This window comes from Streptomyces sp. NBC_00775 (genome assembly GCF_036347135.1).
Lineage (GTDB): Bacteria > Actinomycetota > Actinomycetes > Streptomycetales > Streptomycetaceae > Streptomyces > Streptomyces lutosisoli.
Genome location: NZ_CP108938.1, coordinates 8,047,309 through 8,064,230 on the forward strand (window position 1 = coordinate 8,047,309; position 16,922 = coordinate 8,064,230).

Genomic DNA, 16,922 nt, shown 5'->3' on the forward strand with positions numbered 1-16,922 from the left:
TCGCTCCATCATGTAACCTGCACGAAATTTTGCACCCCCAGCAGAGGGCCAACGTCGTCCCTCGGCAGATGTCATATGCCACGACGACGACGGGAGAGCCGATGCGTACGCCGCGCCAGCCGTCCCAGCACTCCACGAATGGCCAGAAGTGGTCCTTCATGGATGCTCGCCCTGCTGCGCAGGGTATGTACGACCCCCGCAACGAGCACGACGCCTGTGGCGTCGGCTTTGTGGCCACCCTCACCGGCGAGGCGAGCTACGCGCTGGTCGAGCAGGCGCTCACGGTTCTGCGCAACCTGGAGCACCGGGGTGCCACCGGCGCCGAGCCCGACTCGGGCGACGGCGCGGGCATCCTGTCCCAGGTCCCGGACGCCTTCTTCCGTGAGGTGGCCGGATTCGAGCTCCCCGCGGCCGGTTCCTACGCCGTAGGTATCGCCTTCCTCCCCGAGGACGGCATCGCCGACGCCGTCTCACAGATCGAGACGATCGCCGCCGACGAGGACCTCACCGTCCTCGGCTGGCGCGAAGTCCCGGTCGCCCCCGACCTGCTCGGCGCCACCGCCCGCTCGACGATGCCCGTCTTCCGCCAGATCTTCGTGGCCGACGGCGTCAGCGAGGGCATCGCCCTCGACCGCAAGGCCTTTGTGCTGCGCAAGCGCGCCGAGCGCGAGGCCGGCGTCTACTTCCCGTCGCTCTCCGCGCGCACGATCGTCTACAAGGGCATGCTGACCACCGGTCAGCTGGAGCCCTTCTTCCCGGACCTGTCCGACCGCCGCTTCGCCTCCGCGATCGCGCTCGTGCACTCCCGGTTCTCCACCAACACCTTCCCGAGCTGGCCGCTCGCCCACCCGTACCGTTTCGTCGCGCACAACGGCGAGATCAACACGGTCAAGGGCAACCGCAACTGGATGCAGGCCCGCGAGTCCCAGCTGGTCTCCGACCTCTTCGGGGACAAGGGCCTGGAGCGGGTCTTCCCGATCTGTACGCCCGACGCCTCCGACTCGGCCTCCTTCGACGAGGTGCTCGAACTCCTGCACCTCGGCGGGCGTTCGCTGCCGCACTCCGTGCTGATGATGATCCCGGAGGCGTGGGAGAACCACGACTCCATGGACCCGGCCCGCCGCGCCTTCTACCAGTTCCACTCCACGATGATGGAGCCCTGGGACGGCCCGGCCTGTGTCACCTTCACCGATGGCACCCAGGTCGGCGCGGTCCTCGACCGCAACGGCCTGCGCCCCGGCCGCTACTGGGTCACCGACGAGGGCCTCGTCGTCCTCGGCTCCGAGGTCGGCGTCCTCGACATCGACCCCGCGAAGGTCGTCCGCAAGGGCCGCCTCCAGCCCGGCAAGATGTTCCTCGTCGACACCGCCGAGCACCGCATCATCGAGGACGACGAGATCAAGGCCGCCCTCGTCGCCGACAAGCCGTACACGGAGTGGCTGGAAGCCGGCGAGATCGAGCTCTCCGACCTCCCCGAGCGCGAGCACATCGTGCACACCCACGCCTCGGTCACCCGCCGCCAGCAGACCTTCGGCTACACCGAGGAAGAGCTGCGCATCATCCTCGCGCCGATGGCCAACACCGGCGGTGAGCCGCTGGGCTCCATGGGCACGGACTCGCCGATCGCGGCCCTGTCCGCGCGCCCGCGCCTGCTCTTCGACTACTTCACCCAGCTGTTCGCGCAGGTCACCAACCCGCCGCTGGACGCGATCCGCGAGGAGCTGGTCACCTCCCTGCGCTCCTCGCTGGGCCCGCAGGGCAACCTGCTGGAGCCGACGGCCGCTTCCTGTCGTAGCGTCACCCTGCGCTTCCCGGTGATCGACAACGACGAGCTGGCCAAGCTCATCCACATCAACGCCGACGGCGACATGCCCGGTATGAAGGCCGCGACCCTGTCCGGCCTGTACCGGGTCTCCGGCGGCGGCGACTCCCTCGCCGCGCGCATCGACGAGATCTGCACCGAGGCCGACGCGGCCATCGAGAACGGCGCCCGGCTGATCGTCCTGTCGGACCGTCACTCGGACGCCGAGCACGCGCCGATCCCGTCGCTGCTGCTCACCGCGGCCGTCCACCACCACCTCATCCGCACCAAGCAGCGCACCCAGGTGGGCCTGCTGGTCGAGGCGGGCGACGTCCGCGAGGTCCACCACGTGGCCCTCCTCATCGGCTTCGGCGCCGCCGCGGTCAACCCGTACCTGGCGATGGAGTCCGTCGAGGACCTCGTCCGCGCCGGTACCTTCCTGACCGGCATCGAGTCCGAGCAGGCCATCCGCAACCTGATCTACGCGCTCGGCAAGGGCGTCCTCAAGGTCATGTCCAAGATGGGCATCTCGACCGTCGCCTCCTACCGCGGCGCCCAGGTCTTCGAGGCCGTCGGCCTCGAAACGGCCTTCGTCGAGAAGTACTTCAACGGCACGGCCACGAAGATCGGCGGCGCCGGTCTCGACGTCATCGCCAAGGAGGTCGCGGCGCGTCACGCCAAGGCCTACCCGGCTTCGGGCATCGCGCCCGCGCACCGCGCCCTCGACATAGGCGGCGAGTACCAGTGGCGCCGCGAGGGTGAGCCGCACCTGTTCGACCCGGAGACGGTCTTCCGCCTCCAGCACTCGACGCGCTCCGGCAGCTACGACATCTTCAAGAAGTACACGGACCGTGTGAACGAGCAGTCCGAGCGCCTGATGACGCTGCGCGGCCTGTTCGGCTTCAAGTCGGACCGCCCCTCGATCTCCATCGACGAGGTCGAGTCCGTCTCCGAGATCGTCAAGCGGTTCTCGACCGGCGCCATGTCGTACGGCTCGATCTCGCGCGAGGCGCACGAGACCCTCGCCATCGCCATGAACCAGCTGGGCGGCAAGTCCAACACCGGTGAGGGCGGCGAGGACGCGGACCGTCTCTACGACCCGGCGCGCCGTTCGTCGATCAAGCAGGTCGCCTCCGGCCGCTTCGGCGTCACGTCCGAGTACCTGGTCAACGCCGACGACATCCAGATCAAGATGGCGCAGGGTGCCAAGCCCGGCGAGGGCGGCCAGCTGCCCGGCCACAAGGTGTACCCCTGGGTCGCCAAGACCCGGCACAGCACCCCGGGCGTGGGCCTCATCTCCCCGCCCCCACACCACGACATCTACTCCATCGAGGATCTGGCTCAGCTGATCCACGACCTCAAGAACGCCAACCCGCAGGCCCGCATCCACGTGAAGCTGGTCTCCGAGGTCGGCGTCGGCACGGTCGCCGCGGGTGTCTCCAAGGCGCACGCGGACGTGGTGCTCATCTCCGGCCACGACGGCGGAACGGGCGCCTCCCCGCTCACCTCGCTGAAGCACGCGGGCGGCCCCTGGGAGCTCGGCCTCGCCGAGACCCAGCAGACGCTGCTGCTCAACGGCCTGCGCGACCGCATCGTCGTGCAGACCGACGGCCAGCTGAAGACCGGCCGTGACGTCGTCATCGCCGCGCTGCTCGGCGCCGAGGAGTTCGGTTTCGCGACCGCGCCGCTCGTCGTCTCCGGCTGCGTCATGATGCGCGTCTGCCACCTGGACACCTGCCCGGTCGGCATCGCCACCCAGAACCCGGTGCTGCGCGACCGGTTCGCCGGCAAGGCCGAGTACGTCGTGAACTTCTTCAAGTTCATCGCCGAAGAGGTCCGCGAGATCCTCGCCGAGCTGGGCTTCCGCACCATCGAAGAGGCCGTCGGCCACGCCGAGAACCTCGACGTGGACCGGGCGATCACCCACTGGAAGGCGCAGGGCCTGGACCTGACCCCGCTCTTCTACGTGCCCGAACTGCCCGAGGGTGCCGCGCTGCACCAGGTCATCGAGCAGGACCACGGCCTGGAGAAGGCGCTCGACAACGAGCTGATCAAGCTCGCCGCCGACGCGCTCGCCGCGGACTCCGCGACCGACGCGCAGCCGGTCCGCGCCCAGGTCGCGATCCGCAACATCAACCGCACGGTCGGCACCATGCTCGGCCACGAGGTGACGAAGAAGTTCGGCGGCGCGGGTCTGCCCGACGACACCATCGACATCACCTTCACGGGTTCCGCGGGCCAGTCCTTCGGCGCCTTCCTGCCGCGCGGTGTCACGCTGCGCCTGGAGGGCGACGCCAACGACTACGTCGGCAAGGGCCTCTCCGGCGGCCGGGTGATCGTCCGTCCCGACCGGGGCGCCGACCACCTCGCCGAGTACTCGACGATCGCGGGCAACACCATCGCGTACGGCGCGACGGGCGGCGAGCTCTTCCTGCGCGGCCGCACCGGCGAGCGCTTCTGCGTCCGCAACTCCGGCGCGACGGTGGTCTCCGAGGGCGTGGGCGACCACGGCTGCGAGTACATGACCGGCGGTCACGCGGTGGTCCTGGGCGAGACGGGCCGCAACTTCGCGGCCGGCATGTCCGGTGGCATCGCGTACGTCATCGACCTGAACCGCGACAACGTGAACGTCGGCAACGCGGGCGCCGTGGAGGAGCTCGACGACACCGACAAGCAGTGGCTGCACGACGTGGTGCGCCGACACGCGGAGGAGACCGGCTCGACGGTCGCCGAGAAGCTCCTCGCCGAGTGGTCCGTGTCCGTGGACCGCTTCAGCAAGATCATCCCCAGCACGTACAAGGCAGTGCTCGCCGCCAAGGACGCCGCCGAGCGAGCCGGACTCCCCGAGTCCGAGATCACCGAGAAGATGATGGAGGCGGCGACCAATGGCTGATCCCAAGGGCTTTCTGAACCACGGCCGTGAGGTCGCCAAGTCCCGTCCCGTGGACGTGCGTCTCAAGGACTGGAACGAGGTCTACGTTCCGGGCTCGCTGCTCCCGATCATCTCCAAGCAGGCCAGCCGCTGTATGGACTGTGGCATCCCGTTCTGCCACAACGGCTGTCCGCTGGGGAACCTGATCCCCGAGTGGAACGACTACGCGTACCGCGAGGACTGGTCCGCCGCGTCCGAGCGTCTGCACGCCACGAACAACTTCCCGGAGTTCACCGGCCGACTGTGCCCGGCCCCTTGTGAGTCCGCGTGTGTGCTGGGCATCAACCAGCCCGCCGTGACCATCAAGAACGTCGAGGTCTCGATCATCGACAAGGCGTGGGACACGGGCGATGTCGCCCCGCAGATCCCCGAGCGCCTGTCGGGCAAGACGGTGGCGGTCATCGGTTCCGGCCCCGCCGGTCTCGCCGCCGCCCAGCAGCTGACCCGGGCCGGACACACGGTCGCCGTGTACGAGCGCGCCGACCGCATCGGCGGCCTGCTGCGCTACGGCATCCCCGAGTTCAAGATGGAGAAGCGGCACATCAACCGCCGTATCGAGCAGATGCGCGCGGAGGGCACCCGCTTCCGTACGGGCATCGAGATCGGCCGCGACCTCAAGGCGACGGACCTGCGCAAGCGGTACGACGCGGTCGTCATCGCCGCCGGTGCGACCACCGCCCGTGACCTCCCGGCCCCCGGCCGCGAGCTCAAGGGCATTCACCAGGCCATGGAGTACCTGCCGCTGGCCAACAAGGTCCAGGAGGGCGACTACGTGGCGCCCCCGATCACGGCCGAGGGCAAGCACGTCGTGGTCATCGGCGGCGGCGACACCGGCGCGGACTGCGTGGGCACCGCCCACCGCCAGGGCGCGGCCTCGGTGACGCAGCTGGAGATCATGCCGCGACCGGGCGAGGAGCGGAACGCGGGCCAGCCCTGGCCGACGTTCCCGATGCTCTACAAGGTCACCTCCGCGCACGAGGAGGGCGGCGAGCGCGTCTACTCCGTCTCGACCACCCACTTCGAGGGCGACGAGGACGGCAACGTCCAGTGGCTGCACCTCGTCGAGGTCGAGTTCATCGACGGCAAGCTGACCCAGAAGCCGGGCACGGAGCGCAAGATCCCCGCCCAGCTGGTGACGCTGGCCATGGGCTTCACGGGCACCGACGTCGAGAACGGCGTCGTCTCCCAGTTCGGCCTGGAGCTCGACGCCCGCGGCAACATCGCCCGCGACGCCGAGTTCGCGACCAACGTCCCCGGCGTGTACGTCGCCGGTGACGCTGGCCGAGGCCAGTCCCTCATCGTCTGGGCCATCGCGGAGGGCCGCTCGGCCGCCCGCGGGGTCGACCGCTTCCTCACGGGCGCGAGCGACCTGCCGGCCCCGATCCGCCCGACGGACCGCTCCCTGATGGTCTGACGCTCCACCCAACAAACGTCCCGTACAACGGCGTACGGAACTGAACGCGGCGCCTGCCTTGTCCCCGACCGGACTTTGGTGGGCGCCGTGGTGCGTCGTGCCTCCGGCGGTTGCGGGGGATGATCGCCTTAAGGGCTCGTCCTCAATCGCCGGACGGGCTGGAAGGGGCCGGCCTGGGCTTGAAGGTGCGGCTATGGCCCTGCGCCGTGCTGCTACGGCACCTTGTACGTCTCCCCGTACACCTTCCACTCCAGCGGCGTACGCAGGTCCAGGTTGCCGTCGTACAAGAACTTCCGCTGGGCCGTGTCGATGCGGGTCGTGTCGTGGTGGGCGTGCTCGGACTTCATGGCCGCCCGGCGGATGTCGAGGAAGATGTCGAGGTAGGCCTTCTCGGAGCCGCCCTCGGCGGGGGTGTCGGCCTGGGCCATGGCGCGGGTGCGCAGGCCGTAGAAGCCGGTCGCGCCGGTGCCCGGTCCGTGCATGACCATGGCGTCGTAGTAGATGAACTGGCCCAGCGTGCCGAGGCCGTCGTTTTTGGCGCGGCGGACCGCGGGGTCGAAGTAGACGCGGTCGCGCTCGGCGTCCTGGGCCGCGCGGAAGGCCGGCACCGAGGCCTCCTCGCGCCAGGCCGCGGGGAAGCCCGGGTCGAGGCCCTCGTGCGCGTCCGTGCCGTCGACCTTGCGCAGGGCGGGGAGATAGCGGGCGAGGCCGTTGCCCGGGTGGTCCTTCGTGTAGTGCTCCACCAGGACGAGCAGGTCGTGGGTGCCAGTGCAGAAGCCGATGAGGCCCGCCGTGTAGCCCTGGCCGTCGCCGATGTCCTCGATGTAGGAGTAGGCGCTGCGCCAGTCCAGCGTGGAGTTCTCGGCGCTCGCCACGATCTGCTGGGCCAGTTCCTTCTTGTCGGGCGCGGCAAGGCCCTCGGCGTCCGTGCGCTCGGCGTCCTGGCGGGCCCCCGGGTGCCCGGCGGCCTCGTCCGCGCCCGAGGGCCCGGGGGTGAAGAAGTAGACCGCCGCCGCGACGAGGGGGAGGACCGCGAGCAGCAGGAGACGACCTCGTTTCATGGGCCCAGCGTAGGGATCGGCTAGACCGCTCCGCTCTTCAGCGCGGACGTCCGGGCGACTGCCAGGACCACCAGCAGCATCAACAGCATCGCGCACGCGGCCCCTTGGCGGAGAGCCCGGCGGCTGTCGCGAGGCGCGTACGCGTAGGCCAGCGTCACGGCACCGCCCGCCAGCAGCCCGCCCAGGTGGCCCTCCCAGGAGGCGAACCACGCCGAGATCACCAGCCAGAGCAGCAGGCCCCCCATGAACTGGTTGACGCTGCGCATGTCCGCGCCCAGTCGGCGGGCCATCACGTAGTACGCGGCTCCGAGGCCGAAGATGGCACCGGACGCGCCGACCGTGGGATCGTTCGGCGCGGTCAGCAGGATGACGACCGAGCCGCCGAGCGCCGAGAGCAGGTACAGGGTGATGTAGCGGGCCCGGCCGAGCTGGGCCTCCACGACCCGGCCGATGTTCCACAGCGCGAACATGTTCATCACGATGTGCGCGATCCCGAACGTGCCCTCGGTGGGCGGCTGATGGAGGAACGCGCCGGTCAGCATCCGGTACCACTCGCCGTCGATGATCCCCTCGGGACGCAGGACCGACGGGTACGGGTACTGCCACAGGTAGTGCCCGCCGTCCGGGCCCGCCAGGCCCCGGCCCAGCATCTCGAACCGGTCGACCACCGACGGACGGGCCACCTCGGCCACGTAGGCCAGCACATTGAGGCCGATCAGCAGGTACGTCACCACGGGCACCGTCGAGATCCGGCCGCCGAAGGCCGTGCGGGCCTGCCGTACCGACCGCGCGCCCTCCTTCACACACTCCACGCACTGGTGGCCGACGGCCGCCTCGCGCATGCAGTCCGGGCAGATGTAGCGGTCGCACCGCGTGCAGCGCACATGGGACTCCACCTTGGGATGGCGATAGCAGGTGGTGACGGCGGACTCGGGCTCCACGGCCGGCTCCTCGGGAGGTAACTGTGTGACGGTGACAGGAGTGCCGATGGGGGCGGCGGCGAACAAAATATCGAACGCCGGTGTGCGGGTGGGACGGAGGGTGCCTGGGTGCCTGCGGTGACGTAATCTCGGCGTTTCCGCAACCCTCGCGCGATGGGAGCCCCGCATGGCCGGAATCAGCCTGACCAAGGTGGAGGAGACCGCGCCCGCGTTGGTCAGTCTGTACAAGAGCGCGGGGGTATCCCTCACCCGGCACGGGCTGAACGGGCAGCGGGCCGCCGTGTATCTGGTGGTCGACTACTCGGGGTCGATGAAGGAGTACTACAAGGACGGCAGCGTGCAGGCGCTCGCCGACCGGGTGCTCGGTCTGGCCGCCCACTTCGACGACGACGGAACCGTGCCGGTCGTCTTCTTCTCCACGGACATAGACGCCGTCACCGATATCGCGCTCGACAACCACCAGGGCCGCATCGAGGGGATCGTCGCCGGGCTCGGGCACATGGGCAAGACCAGCTACCACCTCGCCATGGACGCCGTCATCGACCACTATCTCGACAGCGGCTCCAAGGACCCCGCCCTCGTCGTCTTCCAGACCGACGGCGGACCGATCAACAAGCTCGCCGCGGAACGGTACTTGTGCAAGTCGGCGAAGCTTCCGCTGTTCTGGCAGTTCATCGGGTTCGGTGATCCGGACAGCCGGCAGTTCGAATTCCTGCGCAAACTCGACGAGTTGGCGGTGCCGCAGAAGCGGGTCCTCGACAACGCCGGGTTCTTCCACGCCGGTTCGGATCCGCGGAAGGTGTCCGACGGGGAGCTGTACGACCGGCTCGTGGGCGAGTTCCCGCAGTGGCTGGCGGCGGCGCGGACGCGGGGGGTCGTCCAGTGACCGTACAGCCGCTGCCCGCAGCCGGGCGGGTCGCCGTGCCCTGGAAGAACGGCGGCGGGGTGACCCGTGAGATCGCCGCGTGGCCCGCGGGCGCGGACATGGGCGACTTCGTGTGGCGGGTGAGCCTCGCCGAGGTCGACGCCGACGGGCCGTTCTCGGCGTTCGCCGAGGTGGACCGGATCCTCACCATGGTCGAGGGTGAGGGAATGGACCTGACCGTCGGCGGCGAACGCCGTCGCGTCGACACCCGCTACGCGCCCCAGAGTTTCCCCGGCGACCTGCCCACCGACTGCCGCCTGCTCGGGGGCCCGGTCGTGAACCTCAATGTCATGTGGCGCCGGGGCGGCGAGGCGGCCCCGGCCGTCACGATCACGCAGTCCCGGCCGCCCCTCACCCTCCCCGCGGACCCGGCCGTAGTGGTCGTCGTGCTCGACGGGACCGCCGAGCTGTCCGGGCTGACCCTCGGACGGTACGACGCGGCGCTGCTGACCGACGAGGACGCGGTGCTGCACGCGACGGGCCGCATCGCCGTCATCGGTCTCATGTCACGGGACTGAGTGACGGGATCACGACGCCCCGTTGGCTTCGGCGAGGTGGCATGCCACCCTGGTGGGCCGAGGGGAGCGGTGCATGGGCGTGCGAGAGAGCAACTCAGGCCGGGCTACGGGGACTTCGAGTGCCGGGACTTCATCTGCCAGGACTTCGTCCGTCGGGACGTCGCGTGCCGGGCGGCCGGACGAGACCGGCAAGGGGGAGCGGCTCGCGGACTGGGCCGACGAGCGACTGGGCATCTACGCGCTGGCCAAGGCCAACATGCGCAAGGTCTTTCCGGACCATTGGTCGTTCATGCTGGGCGAGGTCTGCCTCTACAGCTTCATCGTCCTGATCCTGACCGGCGTCTATCTGACCCTGTTCTTCGAGCCGAGCGGGGTCGAGGTCGTCTACCACGGCTCGTACAAGCCGCTGAACGGCATCATCATGACGCGGGCGTACGAGTCCACGCTCGACATCAGCTTCGATGTGCGCGGCGGCCTGCTGATCCGGCAGATCCACCACTGGGCGGCGCTCGTCTTCCTCGCCGGGATGCTCGTGCACATGATGCGGGTGTTCTTCACCGGCGCGTTCCGCAAGCCGCGCGAGGTCAACTGGCTCTTCGGCTGGACCCTGTTGATGCTCGGCCTCATCACCGGTCTGACCGGCTACTCGCTCCCCGACGACCTGCTCTCCGGCACGGGCGTCCGCTTCGCGCAGGGCGCCATCCTGTCGGTCCCGGTCGTGGGGACGTATCTCTCCTTCTTCCTCTTCGGAGGGGAGTTCCCGGGGCACGACATCATTTCGCGCTTCTTCCCCATCCATGTGCTCCTGCTGCCGGGCATCATGCTGGGGCTGGTGGTCGCGCATCTGATCCTGGTCTTCTACCACAAGCACACGCAGTACCCGGGGCCCGGCCGCGACCAGAAGTCAGTCGTCGGCATGCCGTTCATGCCGGTCTACATGGCCAAGGCGGGCGGCTTCTTCTTCCTCGTCTTCGGCGTCCTGTCGATCATGGGCGCGATCGCCACCATCAACCCCGTCTGGGCCTTCGGGCCCTATCGGCCGGACCTGGTGACCACCGGCGCGCAACCCGACTGGTATCTGGGCTTCTCCGAGGGACTGATCCGGGTGATGCCGGGATGGGAGATCAACGCCTGGGGCCACACGCTCCAGCTGGGCGTCTTCATCCCCTTCTCGCTCTTCCCGCTCATCATGACCGCCATCGCCGTCTATCCGTTCATCGAGGCGTGGGTCACCGGCGACAGACGTGAGCACCACATCCTGGACCGGCCGCGCAACGTGCCCACGCGCACCGGCCTCGGCGTCGCCTGGCTGACGCTGTACGCCGTCCTGCTGGTCGGCGGGGGCAACGACCTGTGGGCCACCCACTTCCATCTCTCGATCAACGCGATCACCTGGTTCGTACGGGTCGCCGTCTTCGTCGGGCCCGCGCTCGCCTACGTCGTGACGAAACGGATCTGTCTGGGCCTGCAACGCGGGGACCGCGACAAGGTGCTGCACGGGCGCGAGTCCGGCATCATCAGGCGGCTCCCGCACGGCGAGTACGTCGAGGTCCACGAACCGCTCACGCCGGCACAGCGGTTCACGCTCACCCAGCACGAGCAGGCGCCGCCGTACGAGGTGGGACCGCTCGTCGACGCGAACGGCGTGGTCCGCCGGGTCGGCCCCGCCCGGCGGCTGCGCGCCCGGCTGGCCCGGGCCCTGTACGGACCGGACACGCAGATCCCGAAGCCGACGGTGGAGGAGTACCGGGAGCTCACGAGCGAGGACCATCACCACTGAGCCCGCCCAGGACCGCCGCCCTGCACTCGGCCGGGCTGCCCCACGCGGTGCGCAGGGCGCGGGCCTTGGTGAGCCAGAGGGAGAGGTCGTACTCGGCCGTGTAGCCGATCGCGCCGTGCAGCTGGAGGGCGGTACGGGCGGTGGCGTACGCGGCTTCGCAGGCCGTGACCTTGGCGGCGGCGACGTCTGCCGGTGTCATCGACAGGGCGGCCCCGAACAGGAGCGGCCGCGCGAACTCCAGGGCGATCCTCGCGTCGGCGAGCTGATGCTTGACGGCCTGGAAGGAGCCTATGGGGACGCCGAACTGGGTGCGCTGCCTGACGTACGCCACCGTCCGGTCGAGCAGCGCGAGCCCTGCCCCGAGGGCCTGCGCGGCGGTGGCGAGACGGGCCCAGCGCAGGGCGTGGGCCGCGGCACGGGTGACCTGGGGGCCGGTGGCCAGGAGTTCACCGCCGGGTTCCGGCCGGGCGAGCCGCCGGGCCCGGTCCACCGACGGGCGCACCGGGCCGTGGCCAGGCGCGAGCCGCAGGCCGGCGCCGTTCACGGCGAGCAGGACCGTCGCCGCGTCCGCGTCGAGCGCGTAGGAGTCCGCCAGGGCGAGCGTGGCGACGCTCTCGCCCGAGGCGAGCGCCGGCAGGAGCCGCTTGGCGGGGCCCGACTCGTCGAGCCCGGAGAGCAGCGCGGCCGCCGCCACCGTCTCCACCAGCGGACCCGGAACCCCATGGCGGCCCAACTCGACGAACGCCACGGCCAGTTCGACGGGCAGGGGGCCCACTCCGTCGTACGCCTCGGGTATCGCCAGCGCGAAGACGCCCGCGTCGGCGAGGCGGGACCACAGGGCGAGGCCGGGGGTGTGGTCGCCCTCGGCCCAGGCGCGGATAGCCGAAGGGGTGTGCGCGGAGGTCAGCATCGCGTCGAGGGAGGCGGCGAAGGCGCGCTGTTCGGTGTCGAGGAGGAAGCGCATCAGCGGCGACCCTTCGGGAGGCCGAGCAGGCGCTCGGCGATGATGTCGCGCTGGATCTCGTTGGTGCCCGCGTAGACGGGTCCCGCCAGGGAGAACACGTAGCCCTCGGACCAGTCGGTGTCCGCCAACTCGCCCTCCGGGCCGAGGAGATCGAGCGCCGTCTCGTGCAGCGCGATGTCGTACTCGGACCAGAAGACCTTGTTCAGGCTGGACTCCGGGCCGATGCTCTCGCCGTCGAGGAAGCGGGAGGCGCTCGCGTACGTGAACAATTGGTAGGCGCGGGCGCCGATCACGGCGTCGGCCACCCGGTCGCGCAGGGCCGTGTCCGAGGGGTCGCAGTGCGTGCGCCAGAGGTCCACCAGCCGGTCGGCGGCGGCGAGGAAACGGCCCGGTGAGCGCAGCGTCAGCCCCCGTTCGTTGCCCGCTGTCGACATGGCGACCCGCCAGCCCTGGCCCGGCTCGCCGATCACGTCCTCGTCGGGGACGAAGACGTCGTCCAGGAAGAGCTCCGCGAAGGCCGGTTTGCCGTCCAGGCGGCCGATCGGGCGGACGGTCACGCCGGGTGCGCGCAGGTCGAACATCAGGTAGGTGAGGCCTTGGTGGGGTTTCGGGGTGTCCGGCTCGCTGCGGAACAGGCCGAACGCGCGGTCGGCGAACGCGGCCCGCGACGACCAGGTCTTCTGCCCGCCGAGCAGCCAGCCGCCGTCCGTGCGCACGGCGCGGGAGGTGAGGGAGGCCAGGTCGGAGCCGGCCTCGGGCTCGGACCATGCCTGTGCCCAGATGACCTCGCCCGTGGCCATCGGCGGCAGCACGCGCGCGCGTTGCTCCCGTGTGCCGTGGTCGAAGAGCGTCGGCGCGAGGAGGCTGATGCCGTTCTGGCCGACCCGGCCCGGCGCGCCCGCCGCGTAGTACTCCTCCTCGAAGACCAGCCACCGGACGATGTCCGCGCCCCGGCCGCCGTACTCCGTGGGCCAGGACACCACCGACCAGCGGTCCGCGGCCAGTTCGGCCTCCCACGCGCGGTGTGCGGCGAAACCCTCCTCGGTCTCCAGCGAGGGGAGCGGGACGGACGGGACATGGGCGTCGAGCCAGGCCCGGGCCTCGGCGCGGAACGCCTCGTCGGCGGCGGAGTGGGTGAGATCCATCGGCGGCACCCTTCGGGGACGACGTTCGGTGACAACCTTCTGAGCCTTCCCTAACAAGTGTTTGGTAGGTTAGCGTGGAGTCATGAGCGACGTCGAGAGCCCGGCGTACGTACCCGGGCACGGGCTGCTGAAGGGGCGCTCCGCCGTGATCACCGCCGCGGCGGGAGCGGGTATCGGCGGGGCCACGGCACGCAGGTTCCTGGAGGAGGGCGCGCGCGTGCTGATCAGCGACGCCCACGCGCGCAGGCTCAAGGAGAGCGAGCAGTCGCTCACCGAGGAGTTCGGCGCCGCGCGGGTCGCCTCCCTGCCCTGCGACGTCACCGACGAAGACCAGGTCCACGCCCTCTTCGACACGGCCGCCGGTCTGCACGGCGGCCTGGACATAGTCGTCAACAACGCCGGCCTGGGCGGCACCGCCGACCTCACCGACATGACCGACGAGCAGTGGTCGAAGGTCATCGACGTCACGCTGAACGGCACGTTCCGGTGTACGAGGGCGGCCCTGCGGCTGCTCAAGGAGCAGGGCGGCGGGGGAGTCGTCGTCAACAACGCCTCCGTCATCGGCTGGCGAGCCCAGGCAGGCCAGGCCCACTACGCCGCCGCCAAGGCCGGGGTCATGGCGCTCACCCGGTGCGCGGCGATCGAGGCCGCCGCGTACGGGGTGCGGGTCAACGCCGTGTCGCCGAGCCTCGCCATGCACCCGCACCTCGTGAAGGTGACCACGCCCGAACTCCTCGAAGAGCTGACCGCGCGCGAGGCCTTCGGGAGGTACGCCGAGCCCTGGGAGGTGGCCAACGTGATCGTGTTCCTGGCGTCCGGCTACTCCTCGTACATGACCGGAGAAGTCGTCGCGGTCAGCAGCCAGCATGCCTAGCCGCGAGGCAATGGCCGGCATGCGTGGTCCCTTGGCACGGAGGACCACAATGGACCCGTGCCTACCAAGAAGAAGCCCCAGGTGACCGCCTCGCCGGAGCGGCGCCGTGAACTGCTCGACACCGCCGCCGAGGTCTTCGCCGAGCAGGGCTACAACGCCACCACCGTACGCAAGATCGCGGACGAGGCCGGGATGCTCGCGGGCAGCCTCTACTACCACTTCGACTCCAAGGAATCGATGCTGGAGGAGATCCTGCGGACCTTCCTCGACGAGCTCTGGAACGGGTACGACACCGTCCTGGACGCCGAACTCGGCCCCCGGGAGACCCTGGAGGCCCTGGTCACCGAGTCCTTCCGGGAGATCGACCGGCACCGTGCCGCCGTCGCGATCTACCAGAAGGAGTCCCGGCACCTCGCGGCCCAGCAGCGCTTCGCGTTCCTCGCCGAATCGCAGCGCAACTTCGAGAAGGCGTGGCTGAGCACCCTGGAGCGCGGCGTCGAGGCCGAGGTCTTCCGGGCCGACCTCGACATCCGGCTCACCTACCGCTTCGTGCGCGACACCGTGTGGGTCGCCGCGTCCTGGTACCGGCCCGGCGGACAGCACAGCCCGGAGGAGATCGCCCGCCAGTACCTGTCGATGGTGCTCGACGGGATCGCCGTACGTGAATGACCCATGTCTGTGAGGGAGTTGTCATGGCCGAGGCCTACATCGTCGAAGCGGTCCGCACCCCCGTCGGGCGGCGCAAGGGAGGCCTGAGCGGTGTCCACCCGGCCGACCTGGGCGCGCATGTCCTCAAGGCCCTGGTCGAGCGGTCCGGTGTGGACCCGGCCGCCGTCGAGGACGTGGTCTTCGGCTGCCTGGACACGGTGGGGCCGCAGGCCGGGGACATCGCCCGCACCTGCTGGCTGGCGGCCGGACTGCCCGAGGAGGTGCCGGGCGTCACCATCGACCGGCAGTGCGGGTCCTCCCAGCAGGCCGTGCACTTCGCGGCCCAGGGGGTGCTGTCCGGCACCCAGGACCTGGTGGTCGCGGGCGGCGTCCAGAACATGTCGCAGATACCCATCGCCTTCGCCTCCCGCCAGGCGGCGGAGCCCCTGGGCCTGACGGCCGGTCCCTTCGCCGGCAGCGAGGGCTGGCGGGCGCGCTACGGCGACCGGCCCGTCAACCAGTTCCACGGCGCCGAACTGATCGCCGCCAAGTGGGGCATCAGCCGCCGTGACCAGGAGGAGTTCGCCCTCCGCTCCCACCAGCGGGCGATCCGTGCCATCGACGAGGGCCGGTTCGCGCGCGAGACGGTGGCGTACGGCGAGGTGACCGTCGACGAGGGGCCGCGCCGGGACACCTCGCTGGAGAAGATGGCGGGCCTGAACCCGGTCGTCGAGGGCGGCACCATCACCGCCGCCTGCTCCTCCCAGGTCTCCGACGGCGCCGCCGCGATGCTGCTCGCCTCCGAGCGCGCGGTACGGGAGCACGGGCTGACCCCGCGCGCCCGCGTCCACCACCTCTCCGTGCGCGGCGAGGACCCCATCCGCATGCTCTCGGCCCCCATCCCGGCCACCGCGTACGCCCTGAAGAAGACCGGCATGTCCCTCGACGACATCGACCTCGTCGAGATCAACGAAGCCTTCGCCCCGGTCGTCCTCGCCTGGCTCAAGGAGACCGGCGCCGACCCCGACAAGGTCAACGTCAACGGCGGCGCGATCGCCCTCGGCCACCCCCTCGGCGCCACGGGCGTGAAGCTCATGACCACCCTGCTCCATGAACTCGAGCGCACCGGCGGTCGCTTCGGCCTCCAGACGATGTGCGAGGGCGGCGGCCAGGCGAACGTGACGATCATCGAACGGCTCTGACACCTCCGCCGCCCCGAACCCGGGGCTTCCCGGGCCCGAGTCCTTCCAGGGGCCCAGGTCCGCAAGAGCTCTAGCGGGTCAGCGAGAAGCCCAGCCACACCGCGGCCGCGACCTCCACCATGCCCGGTGCGAGGTCGCCGCCGCCCGCGCCGCCGGCATTCTGGCCGTGGCCGCGGTAGGGCGTGACCGACTCCGGATCCACGTCCTCGACGTGCACCACCGGACCCAGCGAGACATCGGCGGCCTCCGCGTAGACCCCCGCCTTGCGGCGGGCCGCCTCGACCGCTCTGCGCCGGGCCTCGTCGCGCAGCGCGGACTTGTCCTGTACGTCGAAGAGGACATCGTCGACGTGGTTCGCGCCCGCGTTCACCGCGTCCACGATCAGCTGCTGCAGCGCGTCCAGGTTCGTGGTCTCGATGGTGAACGTCGCCATGCAGCGGTAGCCGAGGAACTTGCGGTCAGCGCCGTATCCGTCGTACGCGGACTTGAGCGAGAGCCGGGAGCCCGACACCTTCGCGTCGGGTATGCCGTGCCGGCGCAGGGTCTCGCGCAGCGCGGACACCGCCGTGCCCGCCTTGTCGAAGGCCTTGTCCGCCGTCGGCGCGAGTAGGTCCACGGCCAGCTTCAGGCGCGCGAGCTGCGGCTCGGCCTGCACGCTGCCCGTGCCGAACACACTGAGACCCCAAGGCTGTCTGATCGTCTGATACATGCGGGCGA

The 16,922-nt window shown here is 70.3% G+C and carries 13 protein-coding genes; 8 read left to right on the top strand and 5 right to left on the bottom strand.

The features are described from left to right. Positions 1 to 101: 101 nt before the first annotated feature. On the top strand, positions 102 to 4,694 hold the full coding sequence (gltB, locus tag OIC96_RS35745; protein WP_330303872.1) for a glutamate synthase large subunit: 4,593 nt from the start codon (positions 102 to 104) through the stop codon (positions 4,692 to 4,694). Next, complete coding sequence (locus OIC96_RS35750; protein ID WP_327427986.1) at positions 4,687 to 6,147, top strand: glutamate synthase subunit beta; 1,461 nt, start codon at positions 4,687 to 4,689, stop codon at positions 6,145 to 6,147. Before gltB ends, OIC96_RS35750 begins: the two co-directional genes overlap by 8 nt. 212 nt (positions 6,148 to 6,359) lie before the next feature. Here OIC96_RS35750 and OIC96_RS35755 read toward each other — a convergent pair whose 3' ends face one another. Further along, positions 6,360 to 7,208, bottom strand: coding sequence for a chitosanase (locus OIC96_RS35755; RefSeq protein ID WP_330303871.1), 849 nt, complete (start codon positions 7,206 to 7,208; stop codon positions 6,360 to 6,362). A gap of 20 nt (positions 7,209 to 7,228) precedes the next feature. Beyond that, a complete protein-coding gene (locus OIC96_RS35760) occupies positions 7,229 to 8,149 on the bottom strand; it encodes a rhomboid family intramembrane serine protease (protein ID WP_330303870.1) in 921 nt (306 codons plus the stop codon). 166 nt (positions 8,150 to 8,315) lie between these two features. Here OIC96_RS35760 and OIC96_RS35765 point away from each other — a divergent pair, with 166 nt between their 5' ends. The 3 genes from OIC96_RS35765 (at position 8,316) to qcrB (ending at position 11,372) form a co-directional block, all read left to right on the top strand. Further along, positions 8,316 to 9,035 carry a vWA domain-containing protein gene (locus tag OIC96_RS35765; protein WP_330303869.1) on the top strand — a complete coding sequence of 240 codons (720 nt, stop codon included), beginning with the start codon at positions 8,316 to 8,318 and terminating at the stop codon, positions 9,033 to 9,035. Continuing rightward, positions 9,032 to 9,592 carry a HutD/Ves family protein gene (locus OIC96_RS35770; RefSeq protein WP_330303868.1) on the top strand — a complete coding sequence of 187 codons (561 nt, stop codon included), beginning with the start codon at positions 9,032 to 9,034 and terminating at the stop codon, positions 9,590 to 9,592. Before OIC96_RS35765 ends, OIC96_RS35770 begins: the two co-directional genes overlap by 4 nt. A 73-nt stretch (positions 9,593 to 9,665) precedes the next feature. Further along, entirely contained in the window at positions 9,666 to 11,372 is a 1,707-nt protein-coding gene (gene qcrB, locus OIC96_RS35775; RefSeq protein WP_330303867.1) for a cytochrome bc1 complex cytochrome b subunit, read from the top strand. Here the strand turns inward: qcrB and OIC96_RS35780 are convergent. Both OIC96_RS35780 and OIC96_RS35785 read right to left on the bottom strand, forming a co-directional pair. Next, positions 11,347 to 12,336: an acyl-CoA dehydrogenase family protein gene (locus OIC96_RS35780; RefSeq protein ID WP_330303866.1), complete on the bottom strand. Its 990-nt coding sequence runs from the start codon at positions 12,334 to 12,336 to the stop codon at positions 11,347 to 11,349. The genes qcrB and OIC96_RS35780 overlap by 26 nt on opposite strands. Further along, complete coding sequence (locus OIC96_RS35785; RefSeq protein ID WP_330303865.1) at positions 12,336 to 13,481, bottom strand: acyl-CoA dehydrogenase family protein; 1,146 nt, start codon at positions 13,479 to 13,481, stop codon at positions 12,336 to 12,338. Before OIC96_RS35785 ends, OIC96_RS35780 begins: the two co-directional genes overlap by 1 nt. 82 nt (positions 13,482 to 13,563) lie before the next feature. Here OIC96_RS35785 and OIC96_RS35790 point away from each other — a divergent pair, with 82 nt between their 5' ends. The 3 genes from OIC96_RS35790 to OIC96_RS35800 are packed head-to-tail and all read left to right on the top strand — an operon-like array spanning position 13,564 to position 16,205. After that, positions 13,564 to 14,355 (top strand): SDR family oxidoreductase, encoded by a 792-nt coding sequence (locus OIC96_RS35790; protein ID WP_330303864.1) that lies wholly within the window; start codon positions 13,564 to 13,566, stop codon positions 14,353 to 14,355. Positions 14,356 to 14,412: 57 nt separating this feature from the next. Beyond that, positions 14,413 to 15,024: a TetR/AcrR family transcriptional regulator gene (locus OIC96_RS35795; RefSeq protein ID WP_330303863.1), complete on the top strand. Its 612-nt coding sequence runs from the start codon at positions 14,413 to 14,415 to the stop codon at positions 15,022 to 15,024. Between the two features lie 23 nt (positions 15,025 to 15,047). After that, positions 15,048 to 16,205, top strand: a complete 1,158-nt coding sequence (locus OIC96_RS35800; protein ID WP_330303862.1) for an acetyl-CoA C-acetyltransferase — start codon at positions 15,048 to 15,050, stop codon at positions 16,203 to 16,205. Positions 16,206 to 16,275: 70 nt separating this feature from the next. On the opposite strand, the gene OIC96_RS35805 is transcribed toward OIC96_RS35800, so the two are convergent. Continuing rightward, positions 16,276 to 16,914 (bottom strand): SIMPL domain-containing protein, encoded by a 639-nt coding sequence (locus tag OIC96_RS35805; RefSeq protein WP_330303861.1) that lies wholly within the window; start codon positions 16,912 to 16,914, stop codon positions 16,276 to 16,278. Between the last annotated feature and the right edge of the window lie 8 nt (positions 16,915 to 16,922).